Origin of the sequence: Geodermatophilus bullaregiensis, from assembly GCF_016907675.1 — a bacterium.
Lineage (GTDB): Bacteria > Actinomycetota > Actinomycetes > Mycobacteriales > Geodermatophilaceae > Geodermatophilus > Geodermatophilus bullaregiensis.
This window is the reverse complement of record NZ_JAFBCJ010000001.1, coordinates 567,767-593,621: the sequence shown is the minus strand read 5'-3', so window position 1 is coordinate 593,621 and position 25,855 is coordinate 567,767. Positions and strand designations below refer to the sequence as shown.

General features: G+C 75.7%; 31 protein-coding genes. 22 read left to right on the top strand and 9 right to left on the bottom strand.

Features of this window, described 5'->3' with window-relative positions:
* Nucleotides 1-92 precede the first annotated feature (92 nt).
* Complete coding sequence (locus JOD57_RS02720; RefSeq protein WP_204690495.1) at nt 93-650, bottom strand: dihydrofolate reductase family protein; 558 nt, start codon at nt 648-650, stop codon at nt 93-95.
* 301 nt (nt 651-951) lie between these two features.
* On the bottom strand, nt 952-1,509 hold the full coding sequence (locus JOD57_RS02715; RefSeq protein ID WP_204690494.1) for a dihydrofolate reductase family protein: 558 nt from the start codon (nt 1,507-1,509) through the stop codon (nt 952-954).
* A 204-nt stretch (nt 1,510-1,713) separates the two neighbouring features.
* Between JOD57_RS02715 and JOD57_RS02710 the strand changes: the two genes are divergently transcribed.
* From JOD57_RS02710 to JOD57_RS02615, 20 genes are all read left to right on the top strand, one after another.
* Complete coding sequence (locus JOD57_RS02710) at nt 1,714-2,094, top strand: HNH endonuclease (RefSeq protein ID WP_204690493.1); 381 nt, start codon at nt 1,714-1,716, stop codon at nt 2,092-2,094.
* Nucleotides 2,095-2,143: 49 nt separating this feature from the next.
* A complete protein-coding gene (locus tag JOD57_RS02705; protein ID WP_307824406.1) occupies nt 2,144-2,683 on the top strand; it encodes an MOSC N-terminal beta barrel domain-containing protein in 540 nt (179 codons plus the stop codon).
* A gap of 120 nt (nt 2,684-2,803) precedes the next feature.
* A complete protein-coding gene (thrS, locus tag JOD57_RS02700) occupies nt 2,804-4,831 on the top strand; it encodes a threonine--tRNA ligase (RefSeq protein WP_307824405.1) in 2,028 nt (675 codons plus the stop codon).
* Nucleotides 4,828-5,400: an HIT family protein gene (locus tag JOD57_RS02695; RefSeq protein WP_204690491.1), complete on the top strand. Its 573-nt coding sequence runs from the start codon at nt 4,828-4,830 to the stop codon at nt 5,398-5,400. The genes thrS and JOD57_RS02695 overlap by 4 nt, the downstream gene beginning before the upstream one ends.
* A 1-nt stretch (nt 5,401) precedes the next feature.
* Complete coding sequence (gene pgsA / locus JOD57_RS02690) at nt 5,402-6,037, top strand: phosphatidylinositol phosphate synthase (protein WP_204690490.1); 636 nt, start codon at nt 5,402-5,404, stop codon at nt 6,035-6,037.
* Complete coding sequence (locus JOD57_RS02685) at nt 6,034-6,969, top strand: phosphatidylinositol mannoside acyltransferase (RefSeq protein ID WP_204690489.1); 936 nt, start codon at nt 6,034-6,036, stop codon at nt 6,967-6,969. Before pgsA ends, JOD57_RS02685 begins: the two co-directional genes overlap by 4 nt.
* Complete coding sequence (locus JOD57_RS02680; RefSeq protein ID WP_204690488.1) at nt 6,969-8,174, top strand: glycosyltransferase family 4 protein; 1,206 nt, start codon at nt 6,969-6,971, stop codon at nt 8,172-8,174. Before JOD57_RS02685 ends, JOD57_RS02680 begins: the two co-directional genes overlap by 1 nt.
* A 10-nt stretch (nt 8,175-8,184) precedes the next feature.
* Nucleotides 8,185-8,718 (top strand): LemA family protein, encoded by a 534-nt coding sequence (locus JOD57_RS02675; protein WP_204690487.1) that lies wholly within the window; start codon nt 8,185-8,187, stop codon nt 8,716-8,718.
* Nucleotides 8,719-8,782: 64 nt separating this feature from the next.
* A complete protein-coding gene (gene pdxS, locus JOD57_RS02670) occupies nt 8,783-9,706 on the top strand; it encodes a pyridoxal 5'-phosphate synthase lyase subunit PdxS (RefSeq protein ID WP_443667576.1) in 924 nt (307 codons plus the stop codon).
* A 7-nt stretch (nt 9,707-9,713) separates the two neighbouring features.
* The gene (locus JOD57_RS02665; RefSeq protein WP_204690486.1) at nt 9,714-10,835 is read left to right on the top strand and encodes a heparan-alpha-glucosaminide N-acetyltransferase domain-containing protein; all 1,122 of its coding nucleotides are present in this window, start codon (nt 9,714-9,716) and stop codon (nt 10,833-10,835) included.
* 25 nt (nt 10,836-10,860) lie between these two features.
* Nucleotides 10,861-11,538 (top strand): pyridoxal 5'-phosphate synthase glutaminase subunit PdxT, encoded by a 678-nt coding sequence (gene pdxT, locus JOD57_RS02660; RefSeq protein WP_204690485.1) that lies wholly within the window; start codon nt 10,861-10,863, stop codon nt 11,536-11,538.
* Nucleotides 11,535-12,287 (top strand): YebC/PmpR family DNA-binding transcriptional regulator, encoded by a 753-nt coding sequence (locus JOD57_RS02655; protein WP_204690484.1) that lies wholly within the window; start codon nt 11,535-11,537, stop codon nt 12,285-12,287. Before pdxT ends, JOD57_RS02655 begins: the two co-directional genes overlap by 4 nt.
* A gap of 188 nt (nt 12,288-12,475) precedes the next feature.
* Nucleotides 12,476-13,042: a crossover junction endodeoxyribonuclease RuvC gene (gene ruvC, locus JOD57_RS02650; RefSeq protein ID WP_204690483.1), complete on the top strand. Its 567-nt coding sequence runs from the start codon at nt 12,476-12,478 to the stop codon at nt 13,040-13,042.
* Nucleotides 13,039-13,683 (top strand): Holliday junction branch migration protein RuvA, encoded by a 645-nt coding sequence (gene ruvA / locus JOD57_RS02645; RefSeq protein WP_204690482.1) that lies wholly within the window; start codon nt 13,039-13,041, stop codon nt 13,681-13,683. Before ruvC ends, ruvA begins: the two co-directional genes overlap by 4 nt.
* Before the next feature lie 43 nt (nt 13,684-13,726).
* Nucleotides 13,727-14,851 (top strand): Holliday junction branch migration DNA helicase RuvB, encoded by a 1,125-nt coding sequence (gene ruvB, locus JOD57_RS02640; RefSeq protein ID WP_204690481.1) that lies wholly within the window; start codon nt 13,727-13,729, stop codon nt 14,849-14,851.
* A 173-nt stretch (nt 14,852-15,024) separates the two neighbouring features.
* Nucleotides 15,025-15,375: a preprotein translocase subunit YajC gene (gene yajC, locus JOD57_RS02635; protein ID WP_204690480.1), complete on the top strand. Its 351-nt coding sequence runs from the start codon at nt 15,025-15,027 to the stop codon at nt 15,373-15,375.
* Between the two features lie 11 nt (nt 15,376-15,386).
* The gene (gene secD, locus JOD57_RS02630) at nt 15,387-17,114 is read left to right on the top strand and encodes a protein translocase subunit SecD (protein WP_204690479.1); all 1,728 of its coding nucleotides are present in this window, start codon (nt 15,387-15,389) and stop codon (nt 17,112-17,114) included.
* A complete protein-coding gene (gene secF, locus JOD57_RS02625; RefSeq protein WP_239568067.1) occupies nt 17,111-18,535 on the top strand; it encodes a protein translocase subunit SecF in 1,425 nt (474 codons plus the stop codon). The genes secD and secF overlap by 4 nt, the downstream gene beginning before the upstream one ends.
* A complete protein-coding gene (locus JOD57_RS02620; RefSeq protein WP_372440225.1) occupies nt 18,532-19,128 on the top strand; it encodes an adenine phosphoribosyltransferase in 597 nt (198 codons plus the stop codon). Before secF ends, JOD57_RS02620 begins: the two co-directional genes overlap by 4 nt.
* A 91-nt stretch (nt 19,129-19,219) precedes the next feature.
* Nucleotides 19,220-21,646 (top strand): RelA/SpoT family protein, encoded by a 2,427-nt coding sequence (locus tag JOD57_RS02615; RefSeq protein WP_307824403.1) that lies wholly within the window; start codon nt 19,220-19,222, stop codon nt 21,644-21,646.
* On the opposite strand, the gene amaP is transcribed toward JOD57_RS02615, so the two are convergent.
* The 7 genes from amaP to JOD57_RS02580 are packed head-to-tail and all read right to left on the bottom strand — an operon-like array spanning nt 21,643 to nt 24,578.
* Nucleotides 21,643-22,299 carry an alkaline shock response membrane anchor protein AmaP gene (amaP, locus tag JOD57_RS02610; protein WP_204690478.1) on the bottom strand — a complete coding sequence of 219 codons (657 nt, stop codon included), beginning with the start codon at nt 22,297-22,299 and terminating at the stop codon, nt 21,643-21,645. The genes JOD57_RS02615 and amaP overlap by 4 nt on opposite strands.
* Nucleotides 22,296-22,832: a DUF6286 domain-containing protein gene (locus JOD57_RS26645; RefSeq protein WP_204690477.1), complete on the bottom strand. Its 537-nt coding sequence runs from the start codon at nt 22,830-22,832 to the stop codon at nt 22,296-22,298. The genes amaP and JOD57_RS26645 overlap by 4 nt, the downstream gene beginning before the upstream one ends.
* A 1-nt stretch (nt 22,833) precedes the next feature.
* Complete coding sequence (locus JOD57_RS02600) at nt 22,834-23,292, bottom strand: Asp23/Gls24 family envelope stress response protein (RefSeq protein ID WP_307824401.1); 459 nt, start codon at nt 23,290-23,292, stop codon at nt 22,834-22,836.
* Nucleotides 23,289-23,471 carry a hypothetical protein gene (locus tag JOD57_RS02595; RefSeq protein WP_204690475.1) on the bottom strand — a complete coding sequence of 61 codons (183 nt, stop codon included), beginning with the start codon at nt 23,469-23,471 and terminating at the stop codon, nt 23,289-23,291. Before JOD57_RS02595 ends, JOD57_RS02600 begins: the two co-directional genes overlap by 4 nt.
* A gap of 23 nt (nt 23,472-23,494) precedes the next feature.
* Nucleotides 23,495-23,767, bottom strand: a complete 273-nt coding sequence (locus tag JOD57_RS02590) for a hypothetical protein (protein WP_204690474.1) — start codon at nt 23,765-23,767, stop codon at nt 23,495-23,497.
* Nucleotides 23,764-24,096, bottom strand: coding sequence for a hypothetical protein (locus tag JOD57_RS02585; protein ID WP_204690473.1), 333 nt, complete (start codon nt 24,094-24,096; stop codon nt 23,764-23,766). The genes JOD57_RS02590 and JOD57_RS02585 overlap by 4 nt, the downstream gene beginning before the upstream one ends.
* Nucleotides 24,093-24,578, bottom strand: coding sequence for an Asp23/Gls24 family envelope stress response protein (locus tag JOD57_RS02580; protein ID WP_204690472.1), 486 nt, complete (start codon nt 24,576-24,578; stop codon nt 24,093-24,095). Before JOD57_RS02580 ends, JOD57_RS02585 begins: the two co-directional genes overlap by 4 nt.
* Here JOD57_RS02580 and JOD57_RS25045 point away from each other — a divergent pair.
* Nucleotides 24,577-25,383, top strand: a complete 807-nt coding sequence (locus JOD57_RS25045; protein ID WP_239568064.1) for an RNA polymerase sigma factor — start codon at nt 24,577-24,579, stop codon at nt 25,381-25,383. The genes JOD57_RS02580 and JOD57_RS25045 overlap by 2 nt on opposite strands.
* Nucleotides 25,374-25,853, top strand: a complete 480-nt coding sequence (locus JOD57_RS02570; protein ID WP_204690470.1) for an Asp23/Gls24 family envelope stress response protein — start codon at nt 25,374-25,376, stop codon at nt 25,851-25,853. The genes JOD57_RS25045 and JOD57_RS02570 overlap by 10 nt, the downstream gene beginning before the upstream one ends.
* Nucleotides 25,854-25,855 lie beyond the last annotated feature (2 nt).

Here is a 25,855-nt window from a genome sequence, read left to right as displayed (position 1 = left end):
CGGAGACGGGGGACCTGGCCCTTCGTCGTGTCCGGGGGAGTGCGCTCACCGGCCCCGGCCCTGTCCTCGGCAGGGCCGGGGCCGGGTGCGGCTCAGCGGGTCCGGTAGCGCGTGTAGACCAGTCCGCTGTCGAAGGCGCGCTCCTCGACCAGCTCGAGATCGAGGCGCACGCCGTCGGGGAAGAACCGCTTGCCGCCGCCGACCACGCTCGTCGTGACGAAGAGGTGGTACTCGTCCACCAGGCCGGCCGCGATCGCCTGGGCGGCGAGGTCCGGGCCGTCGACGGTGAGATCGGACCCCGCCTCGGCCTTGAGCCGGCGGACCGCGTCCGGGTCGAAGGTCCGCTCGATCCGGGTCTTCTCGCTCGACACCGACCCCAGCGTCGTGGAGTAGACGATCTTCTCGGCGGCCTGCCAGTCGCGCGCGTACTGCAGGACGTGCGGCGGCGCGGCGGGGTCGGTGTGCGCGGTCTCCCAGAAGACCATCGTCTCGTACATGCGCCGGCCGTAGAGGTACGTGCCGACGGAGCGGAAGACGTCGCCGATGAAGGCGTGCACCTCCGGGACCTCGGCCCCCGCGCCGAGGTCGCCCTCGGCTGCCTCGGCGTAGCCGTCGAGCGAGGTGATCATCGAGTAGATGAGCTTGGCCATGCGTCTCCTCCGGGTACGGGCGCGCCGGTCTCCGAGTCGTCCCGGAGGCTGGGACCTGCGCCGGACCGGGAACTCATCGATCGGCCGGCCGGTCCGTCCCGTCGACCGTCGGGACCCGTGCGGACCGCAGCCCGGGTCGTGCGCCCACCCGCACCGTTCCGGAGCCCACGGACCCGGCCGGCGTCAGCGCCGCCTGCGAGGCGAGGTGGTCCGGCGGTCACCGGTCCGGACCGGGTGTCGCCCGCGCACGCCGGAGGGCCGGGCTCCCGGACGGGTGCCCGGCCCTCTCGTCGTCCCGGGGTCAGCCGGCGGCCGGCCCGTAGGACAGGTGCGCCACGCCGTTGCTCAGGGCCTCGGCGCCCAGCAGCGACATCGGCGTCCTCGGCGCGCCGTCGGGGAACAGCCGGATCCCGGTGCCGACGGCCAGCGGGTAGACGTAGAGGTGCAGCTCGTCGACCAGCCCGTCGGCCAGCAGCGCCCGCACGAGCGTGGCGCTCCCGCTGACGTAGAGGTCGCCGTCCTCGCGCTCCTTGAGCTCCCGGATGCGGCCGGCGTCGTAGCCGCCGAGCACGCCGGAGTTGCGCCAGACCGACTCGGCGTCCGCCAGCGTGGCGGAGACGACGTGCTTGCGGGTGTCGTTGAAGAACGGCGCGCCGGGGTCGTCCTCCACGGTCCGGGTGGACCAGGCCGGCGCGAACATCTCGAAGGTCGTGCGCCCGAGCAGGATCCCGGACGCGGCGCCGGTGAGCGCGCCGATCGACTCGGACAGGTCGTCGGGGAAGCCGTAGTCGACCGTCCACATCGGGACGTCGACGACCCCGTCGACGGTGGTGAACTCGTGCACCTTGATCGCGCCCATGTCGTGCTCCTCGTCAGGTCGGTGGCCCGGGGCCCTCGTGCGCCGGCGGCTCGGTCGTGGAGGAGACGACGGCCGGCACCGGAACTCATCGCTGGTGGCGCGCCGACCCTGCCACGGCGCCCCGGGTGACCGGCGGGGGAGCCCGACCAGGGGTCCGGCCCCGACGCCGCCGCCCGTGCGCCGATCGGGCGCACCATGGGGGAGATGGCACTGGACAGGGCCGCTCGCCTGGAGGCGGCCGTGGAACGGGACGGCCCCACCTGCATCTGGTGCGGCCGCGCGCTCTCCGGGCAGGTGACCCCGACGACCGAGCACGTCGTCCCCCGGGTCAAGGGCGGCCCCTCGTGGCTGGAGAACGAGGTCGCCGCCTGCCGCCGCTGCAACGCCGCGCGCGGGCACACCGCGCCGGTCGAGTGGCTCGAGGAGTGCCTGCGCCGCGGCTGGCCGGCCGACGAGGAGCGGCTCGGCCGGGTCCTCGGCGAGCTGGCCGAGGCGATCACCGTCCGCGGCGGCCAGCGGCGCGCCCGGCCCTACCTCGACGCGCAGCTGCGCCGGCTGCGCCGCCGCAGCGGGCAGGCCGCCTGAGCCGCACCGGTCACCGCGCGGTGGCTACAGCCGCCGTAGCGTGGCGGTCGTGAGCGCGGGCACGGTCGTCACGGTCTCGGTCTACCCGGTGCGCGGGTGCGCCGGGACGCCCCTGCCGCGGGCCGACGTCGGTCCCGCGGGCCTGGCCGGCGACCGCGCGTGGGTCGCCGTCACCGGTGCCGGCCGGCAGCTGCGCGGCAAGGACGCGCCCGCGCTGGCCGGGGTCCGCGCCACCGGTGACCCCGCCGCCGACGCCGCCGCGATCACCGCCGCGCTCGGCGAGCGGGTGCGCCTGCAGCCGCTCGGGAGCCGGCCCGACGGCGGGGCGGCGGTGCACCTGGTCTCGCGGCAGGCGCTCGACCGCGCGGCCTCCGGCGTCGTCCCGGCCGGGTGCGGCGCCGACGACCCGCGCGCCAACCTCGTGCTCGACCTGCCCGGCGACGACGAGCGCGGGTGGGTGGGCCGGCGGCTGCGGCTGGGCTCGGCCGTGCTGGAGGTCACCCGCCTGCCGAGGCACTGCCTGGGCGTCTACGCGGAGGTGGTGCAGCCGGGCTCGGTCGCCGTCGGCGATCCCGTCACGACGGAGTAGCCGGGCCCCGTCGCGGCGTCGGGTGGCCCGGGGACGGCGGACGGGCTCGTTACGCTGGCCGGTGCCCGTCCGGACCGGACGGACGCCGACCCGCACCCCGAGCGACCTCCAGGAGACCCCGTGTCCGCCGCGCCCACCCCCGCCGCCGCCGCCCCGATCCGGGTGCCGGCCGGGACGACGGCCGAGCAGGCGCTCAAGGGCGCCGGGGTCGCGCTCAAGGGTCCCGACGGCGCCGTCGTCGTCCGTGACCTGGCCACCGGCGACCTGCGCGACCTGGCCTGGGCGCCCGGGGCCGACGCCGACGTCGAGCCGGTCGCGGCGGCCAGCCCGGAGGGGCGCGGGGTCATCCGGCACTCGACCGCGCACGTGCTCGCCCAGGCCGTGCAGGACCTCTTCCCGGGCACCCGCCTGGGCATCGGCCCGCCGGTCGAGAACGGCTTCTACTACGACTTCGACCCCGAGCGGCCCTTCACCCCCGACGACCTGCAGGCGCTGGAGAAGCGCATGCAGCAGATCGTGCGGGCCGGGCAGCGGTTCGCCCGCCGCGAGATCGACGACGACGCCGCCCGCGCCGAGCTGGCGCACGAGCCGTACAAGCTCGAGCTCATCGGCCTCAAGGGCGGCGCCGGAGAGGCCGCGGAGGGCGCCGACGTCGAGGTCGGCGGCGCGCAGCTGACCATGTACGACAACCTCGACGCCCGCACCGGCGACCGCGTGTGGACCGACCTGTGCCGCGGCCCGCACGTCGCGCGCACCAGCACCATCCCGGCCTTCAGCCTGACCCGCTCGGCGGCGGCCTACTGGCGCGGGAACGAGAAGAACCCGCAGCTGCAGCGGGTCTACGGCACCGCGTGGGAGAGCCGCGAGGCGCACAAGGCGTACCTGGAGCACCTGGCCGAGGCCGAGCGCCGCGACCACCGGCGGCTGGGCGCGGAGCTGGACCTGTTCAGCTTCCCCGACGAGATCGGCTCCGGCCTGCCCGTCTTCCACCCCAGGGGCGGCGTGGTCAAGCGGGAGATGGAGGACTACGTCCGCCGCCGGCACATCGAGTCGGGCTTCGAGTACGTCGGCACCCCGCACATCAGCAAGCGCGGGCTGTTCGAGACCTCCGGGCACCTGCCGTACTACGCCGACACCATGTTCCCGCCGATGGAGATGGAGAACAGCGAGTACTACCTCAAGGCCATGAACTGCCCGATGCACAACCTGGTCTTCCGGTCGCGCGGGCGGTCCTACCGCGAGCTGCCGCTGCGGCTGTTCGAGTTCGGCTCGGTCTACCGCTACGAGAAGTCCGGCGTCGTCCACGGGCTCACCCGGGTGCGCGGCTTCGCCCAGGACGACTCGCACAGCTACGTCACCCCGGAGCAGGCGCCCGGCGAGATCCGGCACCTGCTGTCGTTCGTCCTCGGCCTGCTGAGCGACTTCGGCCTGGACGACTTCTTCCTGGAGCTGTCGACCCGCGACGACTCCGACAAGTTCATCGGCTCCGAGGAGGAGTGGGCGGTGGCCACCGCGGTGCTGGAGGAGGCGGCGCGGGAGACCGGGCTCGAGCTCGTGCCCGACCCCGGCGGCGCGGCGTTCTACGGGCCGAAGATCTCGGTGCAGGCCCGCGACGCCATCGGGCGCACCTGGCAGATGTCGACCATCCAGTACGACTTCAACCAGCCGGCGCGCTTCGCCCTGGAGTACAGCGCCTCCGACGGCACCCGCCGGCAGCCGGTGATGATCCACTCGGCCAAGTTCGGCTCGATCGAGCGGTTCCTCGGCGTCCTCACCGAGCACTACGCCGGCGCGTTCCCGGCGTGGCTGGCGCCGGTGCAGGTCGTCGGCATCCCGGTCACCGACGAGCAGGTGCCCCACCTGCGCGACGTCGCGCTGCTGCTGCGGGAGCGCGGCTTGCGGGTCGAGGTCGACGACTCCGACGACCGCATGCAGAAGAAGATCCGCAACGCCAGCAAGCAGAAGGTGCCCTTCGTGCTGATCGCCGGGGCGACCGACGCCGAGGCCGGTGCGGTGTCCTTCCGCTACCGGGACGGCAGCCAGCGCAACGGCGTGCCGGTCGAGCAGGCCGTCGCGGCCGTCGCCGCGTGGGTGGGCGCGCGCCACAACGCCGACCCCACGGCCGAGACGCCGCTGGGGAGCGCGTGACCACCGGCCCGGACGGGTTCTCCGTCCCGGTCTCCAGCGACGACGGCGGCCCGGCCACCGTCTTCGAGCACCTGTGGACGCCGTACCGGATGGCCTACATCCGCGGCTCGGGCAAGCCCACCGGTGAGCACGACTGCCCGTTCTGCCTCATCCCGTCCATGCCGGACGAGGAGGGACTGGTCGTCGCCCGGGGCGAGACGGTGTTCGCCGTCCTGAACCTCTACCCCTACAACGCCGGACACCTCATGGTGGTCCCGTACCGGCACGTGCCCGACTACACCGACCTCACCGACGCCGAGGTCGCCGAGCTGGGCTCGTTCACGCAGACGGCGATGCGGGTGGTGCGACAGGTGACCGGCGCGCACGGCTTCAACATCGGGATGAACCAGGGCGCGGTGGCCGGCGCCGGCATCGCCGACCACCTGCACCAGCACGCGGTGCCGCGCTGGGGCGGTGACACCAACTTCATGCCGGTCCTCGGGCTGACCCGGGTCCTGCCGCAGGTCCTGGCCGAGACGCGGGCGCTGCTGGCCAAGAACTGGCCGGCGTCCCCGGTGCGGGAGGGCTGACGTGCTGGGGCAGGGAGCCCGCGCCGCCGTCGGCCGCTTCTGGGCGCCGGTGGTGGCGCAACTGGCCCGGGCCGGGGTGACCCCGGACATGGTCACGGTCACCGGCACGCTCGGCGCGATGGCCGGCGCGGTGCTGCTCATCGCGCACGGCTCGCTGTTCTGGGGCGCGTTCACCGTGACGCTGTTCGTGTTCCTCGACATGCTCGACGGCGCCCTGGCCCGGGCCCGCGGCGGCGGGTCGGCGTTCGGCGCCGTCCTCGACTCCACCTGCGACCGGGCCGTCGACGCCGCCGTCTTCGGGGCGCTGGTGTGGTGGTACACCGGCAGCGGCGGGAACCGGCTGCTCGCCCTGCTCGCCCTGCTCGGCCTCGTCCTCGGCGTGCTGACCAGCTACATCAAGGCCCGCGCCGAGGGAGTCGGCATCCCCTGCGACGTCGGGCTGGTCGAGCGCACCGAGCGGCTCATCCTGGTGCTCACCGGCACCGGCCTCACCGGCCTGGGCCTGCCCCACGCCGTCGACGTCGGCCTGTGGCTGCTGGTCGCCGGCGGTGCGGTGACCGTCGCGCAGCGGGTGGTCGCCGTGCACCGCGGCGCCCGCGGCGAGGCGGCGCCGGCGGCGTCCACGCCGGCGCGGTGAGCGGTGTGCGCGCCCGCGTGGCCGACCGGCTCACCGACCTCGGCTACGCGGCGGGCTGGCAGGCCGTGCAGCGGCTGCCGGAACCGGTGGCCCGCGGCGCGTTCGACGCCGGCGGCCGGTGGGCGGCCGGGCGCGACGGGCGCCGCGTGCGCCAGCTGCGGGCCAACCTGCGGGTGGCCACCGGGGGGCGGCTGAGCGAGGACGAGCTCGCCGACCTCACGGTCCGGGCGGTGCGCTCCTACGCCCGGTACTGGCAGGAGGCCTTCCGCCTGCCGCGGCTGCCCGGCGAGCGGATCGTGGCCGACACCGCCAGCTCCGGCGTCGAGCACCTCGAGAAGGCCCGGGCCGACGGCCGCGGCGTCGTCGTCGCCCTGCCGCACAGCGGGAACTGGGACGCCGCGGGGGTGTGGCTCGTCGACTGGCTGGGCGGGCCGTTCACGACCGTCGCCGAGCGGCTGCGGCCCGAGTCGCTCTACCGGCGGTTCCTCGACTACCGCGCGTCCCTCGGCATCGAGGTGCTGCCGCTGACCGGGGGAGCGCGGCCCAGCTCCGCCGTGCTGCGCGAGTGGCTGGCCGGCGGCGGCTTCAGCTGCCTGCTCGTCGACCGCGACCTGGGCTCCGGCGGCGTCCCCGTGGACCTCTTCGCCCGGCGGGCCACGATGCCCGGCGGCCCCGCGCTGCTGGCCGCCCAGACCGGCGCGGCGCTGCACCCGGCCGTCTGCCGCTTCACCGACCGCGGCTGGGAGTTCGCGGTCCGGCCCGAGGTGCCGGTCGACGGGCCGGGGAGGTTGCGCGACCGGGTCGCCGCCGCGATGCAGGGCGTCGCCGACGCCTTCACCCAGGACCTCGCCGTCCGCCCCGAGGACTGGCACGTGCTGGGCCGGATCTGGGCCGACGTGCCGCCGGACCCGCCGGCGGGGGAGCGCGGCTGATGCGGATCGGCCTGGTCTGCCCCTACCAGTGGGACGTCCCCGGCGGGGTCCAGTACCACGTGCGCGACCTCGCCGAGACGCTGCGCGGCCTGGGCCACCACGTCGAGGTGCTCACCCCTGCGGAGCACGAGGAGTCGCTGCCGGCCGAGCACGCGACCTGGGCCGGGCGCGCCGTGCCGGTCCCCTACAACGGCTCGATGGCCAGCCTGCAGCTCGGGCCGGTCAGCGCCACCCGCGTGCGGCGCTGGTTGCGAGAGGGCGACTTCGACGTCGTCCACGTGCACGAGCCGGCGACACCCTCGGTCTCCCTGGTCGTCTGCATGATCGCCACCGGCCCGATCGTGGCGACCTACCACGCCGCCACGATCCGCTCCAAGTGGCTGGCTGCCGTCGGCCCCCTCATCCGCCCGTGGCTGGAGAAGATCTCCGGGCGCATCGCGGTGTCGGACTCCGCCCGCCGGGTGCAGGTCGAGCACCTGGGCAACGACGCGGTGATCATCCCCAACGGGGTGCACGTCGCGCCCTTCGCGCAGGGCCCCTCGCTGCCCGGCCACACCCGCGGCGTGGACGGGCCGACGATCGGTTTCCTCGGCCGCTACGACGAGCCGCGCAAGGGCCTGCCGGTGCTGCTGGAGGCCATGCGCGGCGTCGTCCGCGAGCACCCCGGCGCGCGGCTGCTGATCGCCGGCCGGGGCGATCCCGACGCGGTCCGGGAGCTGCTCGGCGAGGACCTCGCCCCGCACGTGTCGTTGCTCGGCGAGCTCACCGAGGCGCAGAAGGCTGCCTTCCTGCGGTCGGTCGACGTGTACTGCGCGCCCAACCTGCTGGGTGAGTCCTTCGGGATCGTGCTCATCGAGGCGATGGCCGCCGGCGCGCCGATCGTGGCCAGCGACCTCGACGCCTTCGTCCGCGTGCTCGAGGACGGCGCGGCCGGCGTGCTGGTCCGCCGCGGCGACAGCGCCGCGCTGGCCCGGGCGCTGTCCGACCTGCTCACCGACCCCGACCGCCGGGCCCGCCTGTCCGCGACCGGCCGGGAGGTGGCGGCCGGCTACGACTGGCAGGTGGTGGCCCGCCGGGTGCTCGCCGTCTACGAGACCGTCGTCCTGCCCGGCGCCGGTGGGGTCACGGCCGCCGACGACGGGGACCTGGCCGCGGTGACCGATGACGGGGCGTGGCCGTCCCCGCCACGGGGGGTCCGCCGCTAGCGTGGGGTGAGTGACGCCCGACGCCCTGATGCTCCTCGCCGGCGTCGTCGTCCTCCTGCTGGCCTGGACGGCGTGGACGCTGACCCGCCTCCGTCGCCTCGAGGGACGCATGGCGCGGGCCTGGACGGTGCTCGACGCCCGGCTGCAGCAGCGCGCCGCGCTCGCCGCCGACCTGGCCTCCGAGCACTCCGCCGTCCTGGGCGAGGACCGCACCACCCGGCTCAAGACCGCCGCCCACGAGGCCCGCGAGCTCCCGGCCGGCGACCGCGAGCTGGCCGAGAACGCCCTCGGCCGGGAGCTGCGGGCCCTGCCGGCCGACCTGCCCGGCGTGCCGCCGGCGCTGCTGGGCGCGCTCGCCGAGGCCGAGGACCGCATCGCGCTGGCCCGCCGCTTCTACAACGACGCCGTCCGCGACACCCACCTGCTGCGCGAGCGGCGGCTGCCCCGGCTGCTCCGGCTGCACGCCGACCAGCCGCTGCCCCGGTTCTTCGACGTCGAGGACGGCCTGGACGCCGTGACCAGCGGCACCTCCGCCCTGCGCTGACCGCTCTACGATGGGCGGGCCGTGCGCCGTGTCCGGCCCGGCCGTACCCCTCCTGGAGCAGCCCGTGTCCTCGCACGCCGACGTCCCCGCCTCCCCGACCGCCGTGCCGGCCACGGGCACCGACCGCGTCAAGCGCGGCCTCGCCGAGCAGCTCAAGGGCGGCGTGATCATGGACGTCGTCACGCCCGAGCAGGCGCGGATCGCCGAGGACGCCGGCGCGGTCGCGGTCATGGCGCTCGAGCGGGTGCCCGCCGACATCCGCGCGCAGGGCGGCATCGCGCGCATGAGCGACCCCGACCTGGTCCAGGGGATCATCGACGCGGTGTCCATCCCGGTGATGGCCAAGGCCCGCATCGGCCACTTCGTCGAGGCCCAGGTGCTGCAGAGCCTCGGTGTCGACTACATCGACGAGTCCGAGGTGCTCACCCCGGCCGACGAGGCCCACCACATCGCCAAGCGCGACTTCACCGTGCCCTTCGTCTGCGGCGCCACCGACCTGGGCGAGGCGCTGCGCCGGATCGCCGAGGGCGCGGCGATGATCCGGTCGAAGGGCGAGGCCGGCACGGGCAACGTCGTCGAGGCCACCCGGCACATGCGCGCGCTGCGCACCGGCATCAAGCGGCTGGCCACCCTCGACGAGACGGAGCTGTACGTCGCGGCGAAGGAGCTCTCGGCGCCGCACGACCTCGTCGTCGAGGTCGCCCGGCGCGGGGAGCTGCCGGTGGTGCTGTTCACCGCCGGCGGGATCGCCACCCCGGCCGACGCCGCGATGATGATGCAGCTGGGCGCCGAGGGCGTCTTCGTCGGCTCGGGCGTCTTCAAGTCCGGCGACCCGGCCCAGCGCGCCGCGGCGATCGTGCAGGCCACCACGTTCTTCGACGACCCCGCCGTGATCGCCAAGGTCTCCCGCGGGCTCGGCGAGCCGATGGTCGGCATCGACGTGGCGACGCTGCCGCCGAGCGAGCGGTACGCCACCCGCGGCTGGTGAACCGGGCGTGACGGCGCAGCGGGAGGCCGTCGGGGACGCCGGCGCGCCCGCCGGTCCGGAGCCGGTCGCCCCGACCGGACGGCGGGTCGCCGGTCTCGACGTCGCCCGCGGGCTGGCCGTCCTCGGCATGTTCGGCGCCCACCTGGGCGACACCGGCGACCTCGGCTGGGACCCGGCCACGTGGCGGGCGCTCGTCGACGGCCGCTCGTCGATCCTGTTCGCCACGATGGCCGGGATCTCCATCGCGCTGCTGTCCGGCGGCCGCACCCCGTTCGCCGGCCGCGAGCTCGCCCGGGCCCGCACCCGCGTGCTGGTCCGGGCCGCGTGGGTGTTCGCCATCGGCGGCGTCCTGGAGCTGCTCGACACCTTCGTGGCGATCGTCCTCGGCGTCTACGCGGTGCTCTTCGTCCTGGCGCTGCCGTTCCTGCGCTGGTCGCCCCCGCGGCTGCTGCTCGCCGCGGGCGTCGTCGTCCTGGCCGCGCCGCCGCTCACCGTCGCCGTCGGGCAGTACGCCACCGAGCACGACGCGGAGGGCGACGCGTTCACCTTCCTGCTGTTCACCGGCTACTACCCGGCGGCGGTCTGGCTGGCCTTCGTGCTGGTCGGGCTGGCGGTGGGTCGGCTGGACCTGCGGGCCGCCCGGGTGCGCGCGGGCCTGGTCGCCGCCGGGTCGGCCGCCGCGGTGCTGGGGTACCTCGGTGGCCTGCTGAGCACCCGGGAGCTCGCGCCCGGGAGGCGGCTGGTCGGGATCGAGGCCGGCTTCGGCTCCTCCGGCGAGTGGGACCCGGCGTGGTTCGCCGGCGCGCAACCGCACAGCGGCACGCCGTTCGAGGTGGTCGGCTCGGGCGGGTTCGCGGTCGCCGTCGTCGGGGGGTGCCTGGTGCTCGCCGACCTGCTGCCGCGGCTGACGTACCCGCTGGCGTCGGTGGGCGCGCTGGCGCTGTCGGTCTACACCGCGCAGATCGTCGCCATCCGGGTGGTGGAGTCGGGGTCCTCCGCCGACTGGGGTCAGTGGGTGCGCTTCACCCTCACCGCCCTGCTGCTGGCCACGGCGTGGCGGCTGCGGCTGGGCCGCGGCCCGCTGGAGCGGCTGCTGACCTGGAGCTCGCAGCGGGCGGCCGGGCCGTGAGGGGCGCGCCGTAGCCTGGTCCCTCGTGTCCCGGACCCCCGTCGTCGGTGTGCTGGCCCTGCAGGGCGACGTCCGCGAGCACCTCGCCGTCCTGGCCGCCCTCGGTGCCGAGGCGGTGCCCGTCCGGCGTCCCGACGAGCTGGCCGCCGTCGACGGGCTGGTCCTGCCGGGCGGTGAGTCGACGACGATGACGAAGCTCGCCGTCCGCACCGGCCTGCTCGAGCCGCTGCGCGCCGCCGTCCGCGGCGGGCTGCCCGCCTACGGCACCTGCGCGGGCCTGGTGCTGCTGGCCGACCGGCTGCTCGACGCCCCGCCGGACCAGCCGACCGTCGGCGGCCTCGACGTCACCGTGCGGCGCAACGCGTTCGGCCGGCAGGCCGACTCCTTCGAGTCGCGGGTCGCGCTGGACGGCGTGCCGGGCGGGCCGCTGTCGGCGGTGTTCATCCGCGCGCCCTGGGTGGAGGAGGCCGGGCCGGGGGTGCAGGTGCTCGGGCGGGTCGTGGGCGGACCGGCCGACGGTAGGATCGTCGCGGTGCGCCAGGGCGACGTCGTGGCCACCAGCTTCCACCCCGAGCTGACCGGGGACACCCGGGTCCACGCGCTGTTCGTGGGGATCGTGCGGCACAGGGCCGCGGTCGGCCGGGCGGTGGCAGTCCCCAGTGGCGCCGGCGCCGGCGCCCCCGACCTCGGAGGAGAGCAGTGAGCGGCCATTCCAAGTGGGCGACCACGAAGCACAAGAAGGCCGGGATCGACGCCAAGCGCGGCAAGCTCTTCGCCAAGCTGATCAAGAACATCGAGGTCGCCGCCCGCACCGGCGGCGGCGACCCGGCGGGCAACCCCACGCTGTTCGACGCCATCCAGAAGGCGAAGAAGAGCTCGGTGCCCAACGACAACATCGACCGGGCGGTCAAGCGGGGCGCCGGCCTCGAGGCCGGTGGCGTCGACTACCAGACGATCACCTACGAGGGCTACGCGGCCGGCGGCGTCGCCGTCCTCGTCGAGTGCCTGACGGACAACAAGAACCGCTCGGCCATGGAGGTCCGCACCGCCATGACCCGCAACGGCGGGTCGATGGCCGACCCCGGCTCGGTCTCCTACCTCTTCTCGCGCAAGGGCGTCGTGGTCGTGCCGCGGAGCGGCGGCGTCGACGAGGACACCGTGCTCGTGGCGGTGCTCGACGCCGGCGCCGAGGAGGTCCGCGACCTCGGCGACACGTTCGAGGTGGTCTGCGAGCCCGGCGACCTCGTCGCCGTCCGCACCGCGCTGCAGGACGCCGGCATCGACTACGACTCGGCCGAGGCCGGCTTCGTCCCGAGCGTCACCGTCGAGCTCGACGAGGAGGGCGCCGGGAAGGTGTTCCGCCTCATCGACGCGCTCGAGGACTGCGACGACGTGCAGAACGTCTACGCCAACTACGACGTCTCCGACGAGGTGCTCGAGAAGGTGGGCTGAGGGAGGACCCCGCTGCCCCCCACCCCTCGCAGGCTCGCCGCGGGCCCCTGCAGCGGGGCCGTTCCAGCAACGTCACCAGGCTCGCCGCGGGCCCCTGCACGGAGGCGCGGGCGTGTCGCGCCGTCACGTCGTCCCGGGCGGTTAGCCTTCCGTCGAACACCAGTTCGGGCTTTCGGAGGCGGCTTCACATGCGGGTGCTCGGCATCGACCCGGGGCTGACCCGGTGCGGCTGGGGCGTGGTCGACGGCCGCCCCGGCGCCCGCCCGGCCGCCGTCGGGGTGGGGGTCATCCGCAGCTCCGCCGAGCTCGACCTGGAGCTGCGGCTGCTCGAGCTGCACACCCAGGTGACGGCGCTGCTGCGCGAGCACCGGCCCGACGTCGTGGCCATCGAGCGGGTGTTCACCCAGAACAACAAGGGCACCGCCACCGGCACCGCCCAGGCGGCCGGGGTCGCGGCGCTGGCCGCCGCGCAGGCCGACCGGCCGGTCGCCTGGCACACGCCGAGCGAGGTCAAGGCGGCCATCTCCGGCAACGGCCGCGCGGACAAGGAGCAGGTCACCCTCATGGTCACCCGGGTGCTGGGCCTCCCGGCCGCCCCGAAGCCGGCCGACGCCGCCGACGCCCTGGCGCTGGCGGTCTGCCACGTGTGGCGCGGCCCGGCGCAGGACCGGCTGCGGGTCGCCGCGATCGCCGGTGGCATCGGCGCGCCGGTGCGCTCGACGACGCTGCCGCGGTGGACGGGGGTGTCCCGGTGATCGCCAGCGTCAACGGCCGGGTGGCCGCGGTCTCGCCCGACGGCGCGGTGGTCGAGGTCGGCGGGGTCGGCCTGGCCGTGCAGTGCACGCCGGGCACCATCGCCCGCCTCACGGTGGGCCAGGACGCGCGGCTGGCCACCAGCCTCGTCGTCCGCGAGGACTCCCTCACCCTCTACGGCTTCGCCGACGACGACGAGCGCCAGCTGTTCGAGCTGCTGCAGACGGCCAACGGCGTCGGCCCGCGGCTGGCCCAGGCGGTGCTGGCCATCCACCCGCCGCGGGAGGTCCGCCGCGCGGTGTCGATGGCCGACGTCAAGGCGCTGATGCAGGTGCCCGGCATCGGCAGGAAGGGCGCCGAGCGGCTGATCCTCGAGCTGCGCGACCGGCTGGGGACGACGACGGCGGACACCCAGCTCGACGGTCCGGCGTCGGCGCCGGCCGGGCTCGCCCCGCTCACGCCGGTGGCGCCGTGGCGGGACCAGCTCGCCTCGGCGCTGGTCGGGCTGGGCTGGAGCAGCCGCGAGGCCGACACCGCGATCACCGCGCTCACGCCGGTGGCCGACGAGCAGCTCACCACCACCGGCCGGGTCGACGTCGCGCTGCTGCTGCGCCAGGCCCTGCAGCTGCTGGGCCGGTCGTGAGCGGCCCGGCTGACCCGCCGGCCGGCAGCGGACGGGAGGCACCGTGAGCGCGCCGTTCGACCGGGGGCTCGCCGGCGAGGTCGAGGCCGGTCCGGGCCGGGAGCTCGGCGTCTCGCCGCAGGCCGGTGACGAGGAGCGGGTGGTCGAGTCGGCGCTGCGGCCGCACTCGCTGCACGACTTCATCGGCCAGCCCAAGGTGGCCCGCCAGCTCGCGCTGGTGCTCGAGGGCGCCAAGCGCCGGGGCCGGCCGCCGGACCACGTGCTGCTGTCGGGCCCGCCGGGGCTCGGCAAGACCAGCCTGGCGCTGATCATCGGCTCCGAGCTGGGCACCTCGGTGAAGATCACCAGCGGTCCGGCGATCGAGCGCTCCGGCGACCTCGCCGCGATGCTGTCCAACCTCGGCCCCGGCGACGTGCTGTTCATCGACGAGATCCACCGCATCGCGCGGCCGGCCGAGGAACTGCTGTACATGGCGATGGAGGACTTCCGCGTCGACGTCGTCGTCGGCAAGGGGCCCGGCGCCACCGCCATCCCGCTGGAGATCAACCCGTTCACCCTGGTCGGCGCGACCACCCGGGCCGGGCTGCTCACCGGGCCGCTGCGCGACCGCTTCGGCTTCGTCGGGCAGATGGAGTTCTACGAGCCCGCGGAGCTGCAGCTGGTGCTCGCCCGCAGCGCGGAGCTGCTCGGCGTCGAGCTGACCGAGGACGGGTCGGCCGAGATCGCCGGCCGCTCCCGCGGCACGCCGCGCATCGCCAACCGGCTGCTGCGGCGGGTGCGCGACTACGCCGAGGTCGAGGGCGACGGCCGGGTGACCCGCGCCGTCGCGCAGGCCGCGCTGGCGCTCTACGACGTCGACGACCTCGGTCTCGACCGGCTCGACCGCGCGGTGCTCGAGGCGCTCGTCGCCCGGTTCAACGGCGGCCCGGTGGGTGTGAGCACCCTCGCGGTCGCGGTGGGGGAGGAGTCGCACACCGTGGAGGAGGTGTGCGAGCCGTTCCTCGTGCGGGCCGGCCTGCTGGCGCGCACGCCGCGCGGGCGGGTGGCCACGGAGGCGGCCTGGCGGCACCTCGGCCGGCCGGTGCCGCGCGGCGGGATCCCCCTCGGCGGGGTCACAGCCGTCCCGCGCGACCCGGGTTCGTCGTCGGAACCGTTGTTCGACGCCTAGACTCGACCGCGCTGGCGCGCAACTCGACCCTCGCGGGTCGACCCGGTCCCGGCCGCGCGACCCGTGTGTCGGCGGCCGGTCGCCGTGCGCGCCGTGACCGACGTACCCGAGCGGTCCCGACCCGGGCCGCACCGACCGCGTGCACGCGAGCGCGGTAGAGAGGCACTCCCGTCGTGGAACTGTTCCCCCTGCTCCTGCTGGTGCTGGCGTTCGTGGCGCTGGTCGTCCTGCCGGCGCGGGCCCGCAAGCGCCAGCAGAACCAGACGCAGTCGGCCCTCGCCGTCGGCGTCCCGGTCACCATGGCCGGCGGCGTGTACGCCACGGTCGCGGGTCTCGACGACCCGGCCACCATCCAGGTCGAGATCGCCCCCGGCGTCGTGGTCACCTACGCGCGCCAGGCGGTCGTCCAGGTGCGCCAGCCGCTGGTGGCCGGCCCCGTCGACCCGGCGGTCGACCCCGTGGCCGACGAGCTGCCGGCCCGGGACGACCGTCCCGGTGACGGCCCCTCCGGCAAGACCCTCTGACCGGAGGACCCGTGGCCAACCGCGCCCTCCCCGCGCGCCGCTACTTCGGCGCGCTGGTCCTGATCACGGCCGTCATGTACGGCCTGATCTTCTTCACCGGCACCGACCGGACGCCGCAGCTGGGCCTGGACCTGCGCGGCGGGACGACCGTCACGCTGACCGCCCGCACCCCCGACGGCCAGGCGCCCGACCCCGAGGACCTCGAGCTGGCCCGCCAGATCATCGAGCAGCGGGTCAACGGCCTCGGCGTGGCCGAGGCCGAGGTGGTCACCGAGGGCGAGTCCAACATCGTCATCTCCGTCCCCGGCGACGACGGCGAGCAGGCCCGCGAGCTGGGCCAGACGGCGCAACTGCGCTTCCGGCCGGTGCTGGCCGGCCCCGAGCCGGCCGCCCCGGCCGAGCCCACGGACGGCGCCGAGGCCACTGACAGCGCGGCCCCGGCCGACCAGGCGACGGCGGGCGACGGCACCACCCCGACCGACCCCGCGGCCCCGACCGACGGTGCGGCCCCGGCGGACCCCGCGACGCCGACCGACAGCGCGACGCCCGCCGACGGCGCGGCCGCGGAGACCACCTCGGCCGACGGCGCGGTCGAGGACCCCTCCATCCCGGACGCCGACGCCCCCGCCGTCACCCAGGAGGAGGCCGCCGCCGAGTACGCCACGCTGACCTGCTCGCCCGAGGAGGTCGCGGGCAGCGTGGACCGGTCGATCGACCACGTGGCGGCCTGCAGCGAGGACGGCGCCCTGAAGTACCTGCTCGGCCCGGCGATCCTCGAGGGCACCGACATCGCCGACGCCAGCGCCGGCACCCAGCAGGCCACCGGCGAGTGGGTCGTCCTGCTCGACTTCAACTCCAGCGGCCGGGCCACCTGGGCCGAGTACACGGCCACCAACGTCGGCAGCAACGTGGCCTTCACGCTCGACGGCCGGGTCGTCTCCGCGCCGACGATCCAGGGCGCGATCAACGGCCAGACCACGATCACCGGCCAGTTCGACCAGCAGAGCGCCGAGGAGCTGGCCAACCAGCTGCGCTACGGCGCGCTGCCGCTGACCTTCACCCAGGCCACCGCGCAGTCGATCTCCACCGAGCTCGGCGCCGAGCAGCTGCGGGCCGGCCTCATCGCCGGCGCGATCGGCATCGCGCTGGTGTTCCTCTACGCGCTGGTCTACTACCGCCTGCTCGGGCTGGTGATGATCGTCAGCCTGCTCCTGTCGGCGGTCGTGGTCTACGCCAGCCTGGTGCTGCTCGGCCGGGAGATCGGCTTCACGCTCAGCCTCGCCGGCATCGCCGGGTTCATCGTGTCCATCGGCATCACCGCCGACTCGTTCGTCGTCTACTTCGAGCGTCTGAAGGACGAGATCCGCGAGGGCCGCACCCTGCGCTCGGCGGTGCCGCGCGCCTGGGTGCGCGCCCGCCGCACGATCCTCTCGGCCGACGCGGTGAGCTTCCTGGCCGCGGCGATCCTCTACTGGCTGGCGATCGGCGACGTCAAGGGCTTCGCGTTCACCCTGGGCCTGTCCACGGTGCTCGACCTGGTCGTCGTCTTCCTCTTCACCCACCCGCTGATGGCCGTGCTGGCCCGCTTCCGGACCTTCGGCACGAGCCGGTTCTCCGGCCTCGGCCGGGTCGACCGGACACTGCGGACCACCGGCCCGCGGAGCCCCGCCGAGCGGGAGCTGGTCGGGGCCGGCAGCGGCCGTGGCACCCGTGGACCGCAGGACAGGAGCCGGGCATGAGCCGCGAGCAGGACACCGGGACCGACGCCGAGCTGCCCGTGGGCACCGCGGCCGACGAGGCCCGGGCCGCCGGTGCCGCCGGCTCGGCGGCCGACGACGCCGCCGCGGCTGCGGACGACACCGCGCTGGCCGACGCCGGCCTGCCCGCCGAGGGCGGCGCGGCCCCCGCCGGCGGGTCGCACCGCCGGGCGTCCCTGGCGCACCGGCTCTACAACGGCGAGGCGGGCCTGGACGTCGTCGGCCGCAGCCGGCTGATCTACAAGGTCACCGCCGTGCTGCTGCTGGTCTGCATCGCGTCGATGGTGTTCCGCGGCTTCAACTTCGGCATCGACTTCGCCGGCGGCAACAGCTTCCGGCTGCCGGGCACCGGCGCCGAGCTCGAGCAGGTGCGCGACGCGGCCACCGACGCGGGGGCCGACGTCGCCTCGGCCCAGGTGGTCGGCGGCAACTCCCTGCTGCTGCGCACCGGCGCGCTGGACAACGACGAGGAGCGGGCGGTCGTCGACGCCGTCGCCGGCGCCGCGGGCATCGCCCCCGAGGACGTCAGCCCCGAGGCGGTGAGCGCCGAGTGGGGGCAGGACATCACCGACCAGGCGCTGCTGGCGCTCGCGGTCTTCCTCGTCGCCGTCATCGCGTTCCTGGCCGTCCGGTTCCAGCCCAAGATGGCGATCGGCGCGATCGCCGCGCTGCTGCACGACCTGGTGGTCACCGCCGGCGTGTACTCGCTGATCGGCTTCGAGGTCACGCCGTCGACGGTCATCGGCCTGCTGACCATCCTCGGCTTCTCGCTGTACGACACCGTCGTCGTCTTCGACAAGGTCGACGAGAACACCCGCGGCCTGGCCGCCGGCGCCCGCATGACCTGGGGCGAGGCGGCCAACCTCGCGGTCAACCAGACGCTCATGCGCTCGATCAACACCTCGGTGATCGCGCTGCTGCCGGTCGCGGGGCTGCTGTTCGTCGGAGCCGGCCTGCTCGGCGTGGGCACGCTCAAGGACCTCGCGCTGGTGCTCTTCGTCGGCCTGGCCGCCGGCGCCTACTCGTCGATCTTCCTGGCCACGCCGATCGTCGCCGACCTCAAGGAGCGCGAGCCCGAGGTCCAGGCGCTGCGCCGCCGCGTGCTCGCCCGCCGCTCTGCGGCCGCCCGGCAGGGCGCCCGGGCCGCCGCCGGCCCGGTCGCCAGCGCCCGCCGCAACCGCGGCGCCGCCCGCGGCGCGGTCGCCCTCGCCGAGCGGGACCCCGGCGAGCTCGGCCCGGCGCAGGCCGACGTCGTCGTCGAGTCGCCGGCCTCCGTGGGCCCGGAGCCGGCCCGCGGCCCCCGCCCCGGTACCCGCGGCGCCACCGCCGCGCCGCGGCCCGGCCAGCGTCCCCAGCGGCCCGGCGGCCGCTCCGGGAGCACCAGCAGCAAGAAGCGCCGGTGAGCGCTGCCGGGGCGCTGCAGCCGCTCGACGGGCTGATCGCCAGCCTCGCCGTCGACATCCCGGACTTCCCGGTCCCCGGGGTGGTCTTCCGGGACCTGACGCCGGTCTTCGCCGACGGCCCGGCGTTCCGCCGGATGGTGGAGGGCCTGGCCGCGCCGCAGGCGGCCGACCCCCGGGCGGCCGCGGTGGGGCACACCGCCGACGGCGGCCCGCGCGACCCCGGCTTCGACGTCGTCGTCGGGGTCGAGGCCCGCGGCTTCCTGCTGGCCGCGGCCGTCGCGCTGCACGCCGGCGTCGGCGTCGTCCCGGTGCGCAAGGCCGGCAAGCTCCCGCGCGAGCGGGTGAGCGCCGACTACGCGCTGGAGTACGGCACGGCGACCGTCGAGATGCACACCGACTCGCTGTGGCGGGGGCAGCGGGTGCTCCTCGTCGACGACGTCCTCGCCACCGGCGGCACGCTCGGCGCCGCCATCGCCCTGATCGAGGAGCTGGGTGCGGTGGTCACGGCGGTGTCGGTGGTCATCGAGCTGGCCGACCTCGGCGGGCGCCAACGGATCGCCCCGCACGCCGTGCACGCCCTCTGGACCACCTGAGGGGGAGGTCTCCCGCGCCGTCCGGCCTGTCCGGGGCCGGTCGCGGCTAGCATGGGGACAGCCGTTCCTCCTCAACAGCGCAGGAGTCGCCGTGGCCCCCGACGCGCCCGCCACCAACGTGGCTGGTGCGCGGCCCGAGGAGCCGGCCGGTGCCCAGCCCGACCAGCGCGCGCCGCTCCCCAGCCGGCCGGTGGTCCGCCGTCCCGAGGACGTCGGCAGCGAGCCCCCCGACGAGGGCGGCGCCCCGCGCCCGCGCCGGGTCCGCGACCGGCTGGCGCGGCGGATCGTCACCGGGCAGCGCAGCAGCGTGGTGCGCCCGGTGCTCGAGCCGCTGGCCTCGCTGCACCGGCAGAGCCACCCCAAGGCCGACCTGGTGCTGCTGCAGCGCGCCTACGACGTCGCCGAGGCCGCGCACGCGACGCAGAAGCGCAAGAGCGGCGACCCCTACATCACCCACCCGCTGGCCGTGGCCACCGTCCTGGCCGGGCTGGGGATGGACACCACCACGCTGGTCGCCGCCCTGCTGCACGACACCGTCGAGGACACCGGCAAGACGCTGGAGGCCATCAGCGCCGACTTCGGCCCCGAGGTCGCGCACCTCGTCGACGGCGTCACCAAGATCGACAAGGTGAAGCTGGGCGACGCCGCCCAGGCCGAGACGATCCGCAAGATGATCGTCGCGATGGCCCGGGACCCGCGGGTGCTGGTCATCAAGCTCGCCGACCGGCTGCACAACATGCGCACGCTGCGCTTCCTCCCGCCGGAGAAGCAGGAGAAGAAGGCGCGCGAGACGCTGGAGATCCTCGCCCCGCTGGCCCACCGCCTGGGCATGAACACGATCAAGTGGGAGCTCGAGGACCTCGCGTTCGCCACGCTCTACCCCAAGCGGTACGACGAGATCGTCCGCCTGGTCGCCGAGCGCGCGCCCTCGCGGGACACCTACCTGGCCGAGGTCACCGCCTCGGTCACCGAGCAGCTCAAGGCCGCCGGCATCGAGGCGGTCGTCACCGGCCGGCCCAAGCACTACTACTCGATCTACCAGAAGATGATCGTCCGCGGCCGGGACTTCACCGACATCTGGGACCTCGTCGGCATCCGCATCCTGGTCGACACCGTCCGCGACTGCTACGCGGCGCTGGGCATCATGCACGCGCACTGGCAGCCGGTGCCGGGACGGTTCAAGGACTTCGTGGCGATGCCGAAGTTCAACATGTACCAGTCGCTGCACACGACGGTGATCGGCCCGCAGGGCAAGCCGGTCGAGCTGCAGATCCGCACGCACGACATGCACCGCACCGCCGAGTACGGCATCGCCGCGCACTGGAAGTACAAGGAGAAGGCGCGGGCCGGCGGGCGGCCGGGGCCGGGTGAGCTGGGGGCGGCGAAGGTCGGCTCGCCCGACGACATGCTGTGGCTGCGCCAGCTGCTGGACTGGCAGCGCGAGGCACAGGAGCCCGGCGAGTTCCTCGAGACCCTGCGCTACGACCTCGGTCCGCAGGAGGTCTTCGTCTTCACGCCCAAGGGGGACGTGATCAGCCTGCCCGGCGAGTCGACGCCGGTCGACTTCGCCTACGCGGTGCACACCGAGGTCGGGCACCGCTGCATCGGTGCGCGGGTCAACGGCACGCTGGTCAGCCTGGACAGCCGGCTGTCCAACGGCGACGTCGTCGAGATCTTCACCTCCCGCTCACCGACGGCCGGCCCGTCGAAGGACTGGCTGGGCTTCGTCGGCTCCTCGCGGGCGCGCACCAAGATCCGGCAGTGGTTCACCAAGGAGCGCCGTGACGACGCGGTGGAGGCCGGCAAGGAGGCCCTGACCCGGGCCATGCGCAAGTCGGGCCTGCCGCTGCAGCGGCTGCTCGGTGGCGACGCCCTGGTCACCCTGGCCAAGGACCTCCGCTACGCCGACGTCACCGCGCTGTACGCCGCGGTGGGCGAGAACCAGATCTCGGCGGCGTCGGTGGTCGAGAAGCTGATCACCGCGCTGGGCGGTGCCGAGGGCGCGGCGGAGGACATCGCCGAGACGGCGATCCCCACCCGGGCGCCGGCGCACCGCCGCCCGGCCAGCGGCGACCCGGGCATCGTCGTCCACGGGATGAGCGACGTCTGGGCCAAGCTCGCCAAGTGCTGCACCCCGGTGCCCGGCGACGACGTCCTCGGGTTCGTCACCCGTGGCGGCGGCGTGAGCGTGCACCGCACCGACTGCACCAACGCCGGTGACCTCCAGCGCAAGCCCGAGCGGCTGGTGGAGGTCGAGTGGGCCCGTCAGCCCGGCTCGGTGTTCCTCGTCTCGATCCAGGTCGAGGCGCTCGACCGGCACCGGCTGCTCTCCGACGTCACCAGGGCGCTGGCCGACGAGCGGGTCAACATCCTGTCGGCGTCGGTGCAGACCAGCCGCGACCGGGTGGCGGTCAGCCGGTTCACCTTCGAGCTGGCCGACCCGGCCCACCTCGGCGCGGTGCTGCAGACGGTGCGCAACGTCGAGGGCGTCTTCGACGTCGAGCGCGTCACCGCCTAGCGGACGTCGCGGCGGCCGCTGCGGGGGAGCACCAGCTCGATGCGGGCCGGCAGGTCGGGGCGGCCGACCGCCTGCCGGGCGTGCGCGACGGCGTTGCCGACGATCCGCGTGTGCAGCTCCCCGGCGTCGGCCCGGCCGTCGAGGGTGACGGTGAGGGTGAGCAGCGGCGCGGTCCTGGCGCCGGAGAGCCCGGCACGCGCCCGGGTGACGCCGCGGTAGCCCTCCACCTCGTCCTCCACCGCGCCGGTCAGCGCGGCGGCGTCGAGGTCGGTGTACCCCTGCCGGGGATCGCGGGACAGCGGCAGCCCGGCCACGCGGTCGGAGCGCGCCTGGACCAGCAGCCACCACAGGCACAGCAGCGCCAGCACGCCGCCGGCCACGGCCACCACCGGCCAGAACCACGGGCTGGCGTCGACGAACTCCGACACCGGTGAGTCGAGCACGGGCCGGTCGCTGCGCCGCGAGCCGAACGGACCGGCCGCCGCGGCGAGCGCGGCGGCACCGGCCGCGGTCAGGAGCAGCCCCAGCAGGGCCAGCACGACGCGGTTGGCCCGCACCACACCGCGAGCCCGGGTGCGCGGCCGCAGCGCGGCCGGGCCCGAGGTGACGGGCCGGTCGGACGCGGGGGCCGGGCGGTCCTCGGTGGTGGTCATCGGGCCTCCTGTCGGGTACGGACCCGGAGCTTCGGCGTCCGGCGCAGCTGCAGTTCCTCGAGCGCGGACGTGGCGTTGGCCTCCGCCTCCCGGCCGATGCGGGCCACCTCGGCGGCGTCGCGGACCGGGATGTGGACCGACAACCGCGCCCGGCGCGCCCGGGCGCGGGCGGAGGCCCGCTCGACGCCGGGGGTGGCCGTGGCGGCGGTCTCGAGGAGGCGGCCCAGGCTGCGGGTGGACAGCGTGGTGGTCACGGCGGGGTCGTGCTCGGTCAGCACGAGGTCGGTGCGGCGGCGGGGCGTGAGCTCGGCGAGCAGCAGGACCAGGCCGAGCACCAGCAGCGCGACGGCGATCGCGACGACGATGCCGGCGGACCACGGGTTCTCCCGCAGCCACCCGGCCACCGGGCCGTGGGGGAGGACGACGGCGGGCCGGCCGAGGGCGGCGACCACCACCTCCACGACGACGAGGCCGCCGAGCAGCAGCCCGGCCACGGCCAGCAGGACGGCGAGGACGCGGTCGAACGTGCGCACCTCAGCTCACCCGCCGATCGCCGGAGCGGGGCCCCGGCAGGGCCGTGACCCGGATGTCGACGCCGGCCGTCCGGACGCCGGCCAGCGTGGCCAGCCGCTCCACGACGTGCCGCCGGACCTGCTCGGTCACCTCGAGCACCGGCGCCGGCCAGGCGACCGACATGACGACGGAGACGGTCGCGACCGGCCAGTCGACCTGGGCGCTGACCTGCGGGCGCTCGTCGGCCGACCCGAGCGCCACACCCAGCACGCGGCGCGGCGAGCCGGTGGCGCGGTCGACCTCGGTGGCGGCCTGCGCGGCGATCTTCTCGACCACCCGGTCGGCCACGTCGAGTCGGCCGCGGTCGTCGAGGGGCCCGGGGACGGGACCGTCGGGCAGGAGGGCCCCGGACGTCGTCGCCGGAGTGGCCCCGGAAGCCGTCCCGGTCGGTGACGCGGGTGCCGACGAGGGGGCGGTCACCGCCGCCCACCGCTGCCGGTGAGGTAGGAGGACAGGTCGATCCGGCCCTCGACGACCTGGCCGACGAGGAACCCGACGGCGCCGAGGACGGCGACCAGCAGGAAGGCGTCGAACCCGCCGAGGGCGCCGGCGAGACCGAGGACGAGACCGACCAGCAGGCCGGTGAGGCTGGGGCGCATGGGGAGCTCCTGAGGGGAACGGTTCAGTGGAGGGTGCGGGCGGGCCGGCGGGGCCCGAGCAGGCGGCGCAGCCAGGCGCGGGGCCCGCGGCTGCGGACGACCGTGACCCGCGGCCGGGGAGGGGTGGCGCCCGGCAGGCCGGCGTCCGGGGGGAGACCGGCGCGCAGGGCGGCCAGCCCGGCGGCGAACACCGCCGGGTCGCCGCCGACGTCGGGGTGGTGCGTGCGGATCCAGGCCCGGGCGGCCCGGCGGTGCTCACGTGCCGCCGGGCCGTCCGGGCCGGACGGCGCAGTCATGGGGTGCCGTCCGCGAGGGGGTCGAGCACGTCCTCGATCGCGACGTCGACCGGCGAGCCGGGTGCCAGCGGCGCGACCGCCGTCCGGACCTGGCCGGCCACCTCGCCGACCGGCACGCCGGTGCGGGCGACGACGTGCACCGCCACCCGCGCCGGGCCGCCCGGCGCGGGCCGGACGGCGACGCCGGCCACCCGCCGGCCCGGCAGGTAGCTGCCCGCCCCCGCGCGGCCGGCGGTCAGCCGGGCCACGGCGGGACAGGCGGTCACCGCGGCGGCCACCGCGTCGACGTCGACGCCGTCGACGAGGGCGGGAGCGGCCGGGGACGTCACGCGACGCGGCTGGGCTGCGGCTGCTGCTCGGTGTCCTCGTCGGTGGGCAGGTGCACGTCGTTGACGCTGATGTTCACCTCGACGACCTCGAGACCGGTCATCCGCTCCAGGCTGCTGATGACGTTGCGGCGGATGCCCGATGCCAGGTCGGCGATCGGGACGCCGTACTCGGCGACGATGTCGATGTCGACGGCGGCCTGGGTCTCGCCGACCTCGACCGAGACGCCCTGGGAGACGTTGGGGCCGCCGGAGCCGGGGATGCGCTCGCGGATGGCGCCGAAGGCGCGGGCGACGCCGCCGCCGAGCCGGTGGACGCCGTTGACCTCACGGGTGGCCATGCCGGCGATCTTCGACACGACGGTGTCGGCGATCGTGGTCCTGCCCTGCGTGGTGGTGAGCTGGGTGCCGCTGGTGGTCCCGGCGTTCTGCTTGGTGGCCACGGCGGTGCTGGCGCTGGTGGACGTGGCGGTGGGGGAGCTCATGGGTTTCCTCCTCAGGACCCGCGGTGCGGGATCGGATGACGTGGCACTCGGTAGGACACGTCACTTCCCGCTTCGTCACGGTGCCGCCCGGGATCGACGCTGTGAGCCACCTCCTCCGCTCGTGTCGGTACGGGCAGTGACGGACCAGTGTCACGGTGGTGTCGGACCTCGGGCCCGGGGGTGCCCGCACGCCGGGGCGCTGGGACAGTGGCCGGGTGCACGAGGGGGAGGGCTGACCGCGGCGGGAGCCGGGGACCGCCCGGACGACGAGGTCCCCGACGCCGACCTCGCGGCCCGGGCACGCGCCGGCGACGAGCGGGCGTTCGAGGTCCTGGTGCGGCGCTACCAGGCCCCGCTCCACCGGCTCGCGGTGCGGCTGCTCGACGACCGGCAGGAGGCCGAGGACGTGGTGCAGGACGTGTTCGTGACCGCGTGGCGGCGGCTGCCGGCACTGCGCGACGACGCCGCCGTCGGGGGCTGGCTCTACCGCAGCGCGACCAACCGCTGCCTCAACCACCTCCGGGACCGCCGCACGGTGCCCGACGCGGAGCTGGAACGGCTGCCCGACGCGCGTCCCGACGGGCGGCCGGAGCGGGTGGTCGAGGCCGCCGCGGGCGTGCACGCGCTCGCTGCCGCGCTGCGGCGGCTGACGCCCGACCAGCGCGCCGTCTGGGTGCTGCGGGAGCTGCACGAGCGGTCCTACGACGAGATCGCCGGGACGCTCGGCACCACCCCGGTGGCCGTGCGCGGGCGACTGGCGCGGGCCCGCGCGGACCTGGCGGAGGCGATGGCCCCGTGGCGCTGACCCCGGACGGCGCGACCCCCGCCGACGACGGTGCGGAGCCGCCGGTCCCCGACCTGCTGGCCGCCGCCACCGAGGCCGTCCGCCGCGAGGACGCCGCCCTGCCCCCGCCGCCCGACCTGCTGCGCCGGGTGATGGACGTCGTCCGTGCCGAGCCGCGGCGCCCGGGCCTCGCGCTCGTGCTGTCGGACACCCCGGGAGCCCGGGTCGAGGTGGCCGAGGCGGCCGCCGTCCGGGTGCTGCGGGCCGCGGTCGACGGGCTCGGGGACGTCCGTGCCGGCGCGTGCCGGGTCGCCGTCGACGCGACGGCCGGCGAGCGGGTGCTGCGGGTGACCCTCACGGTGACCGCCCGCGCCGGCGTGCCGCTGCCGGAGCTGACCGAGCGGGTGCGGGCCCGCGTGGCCGCGGCGGGGGAGGAGGCGCTCGGGCTGCCGGTGGCCGCCGTGGACGTCACCGTCGCGGACGTGACCTGAGC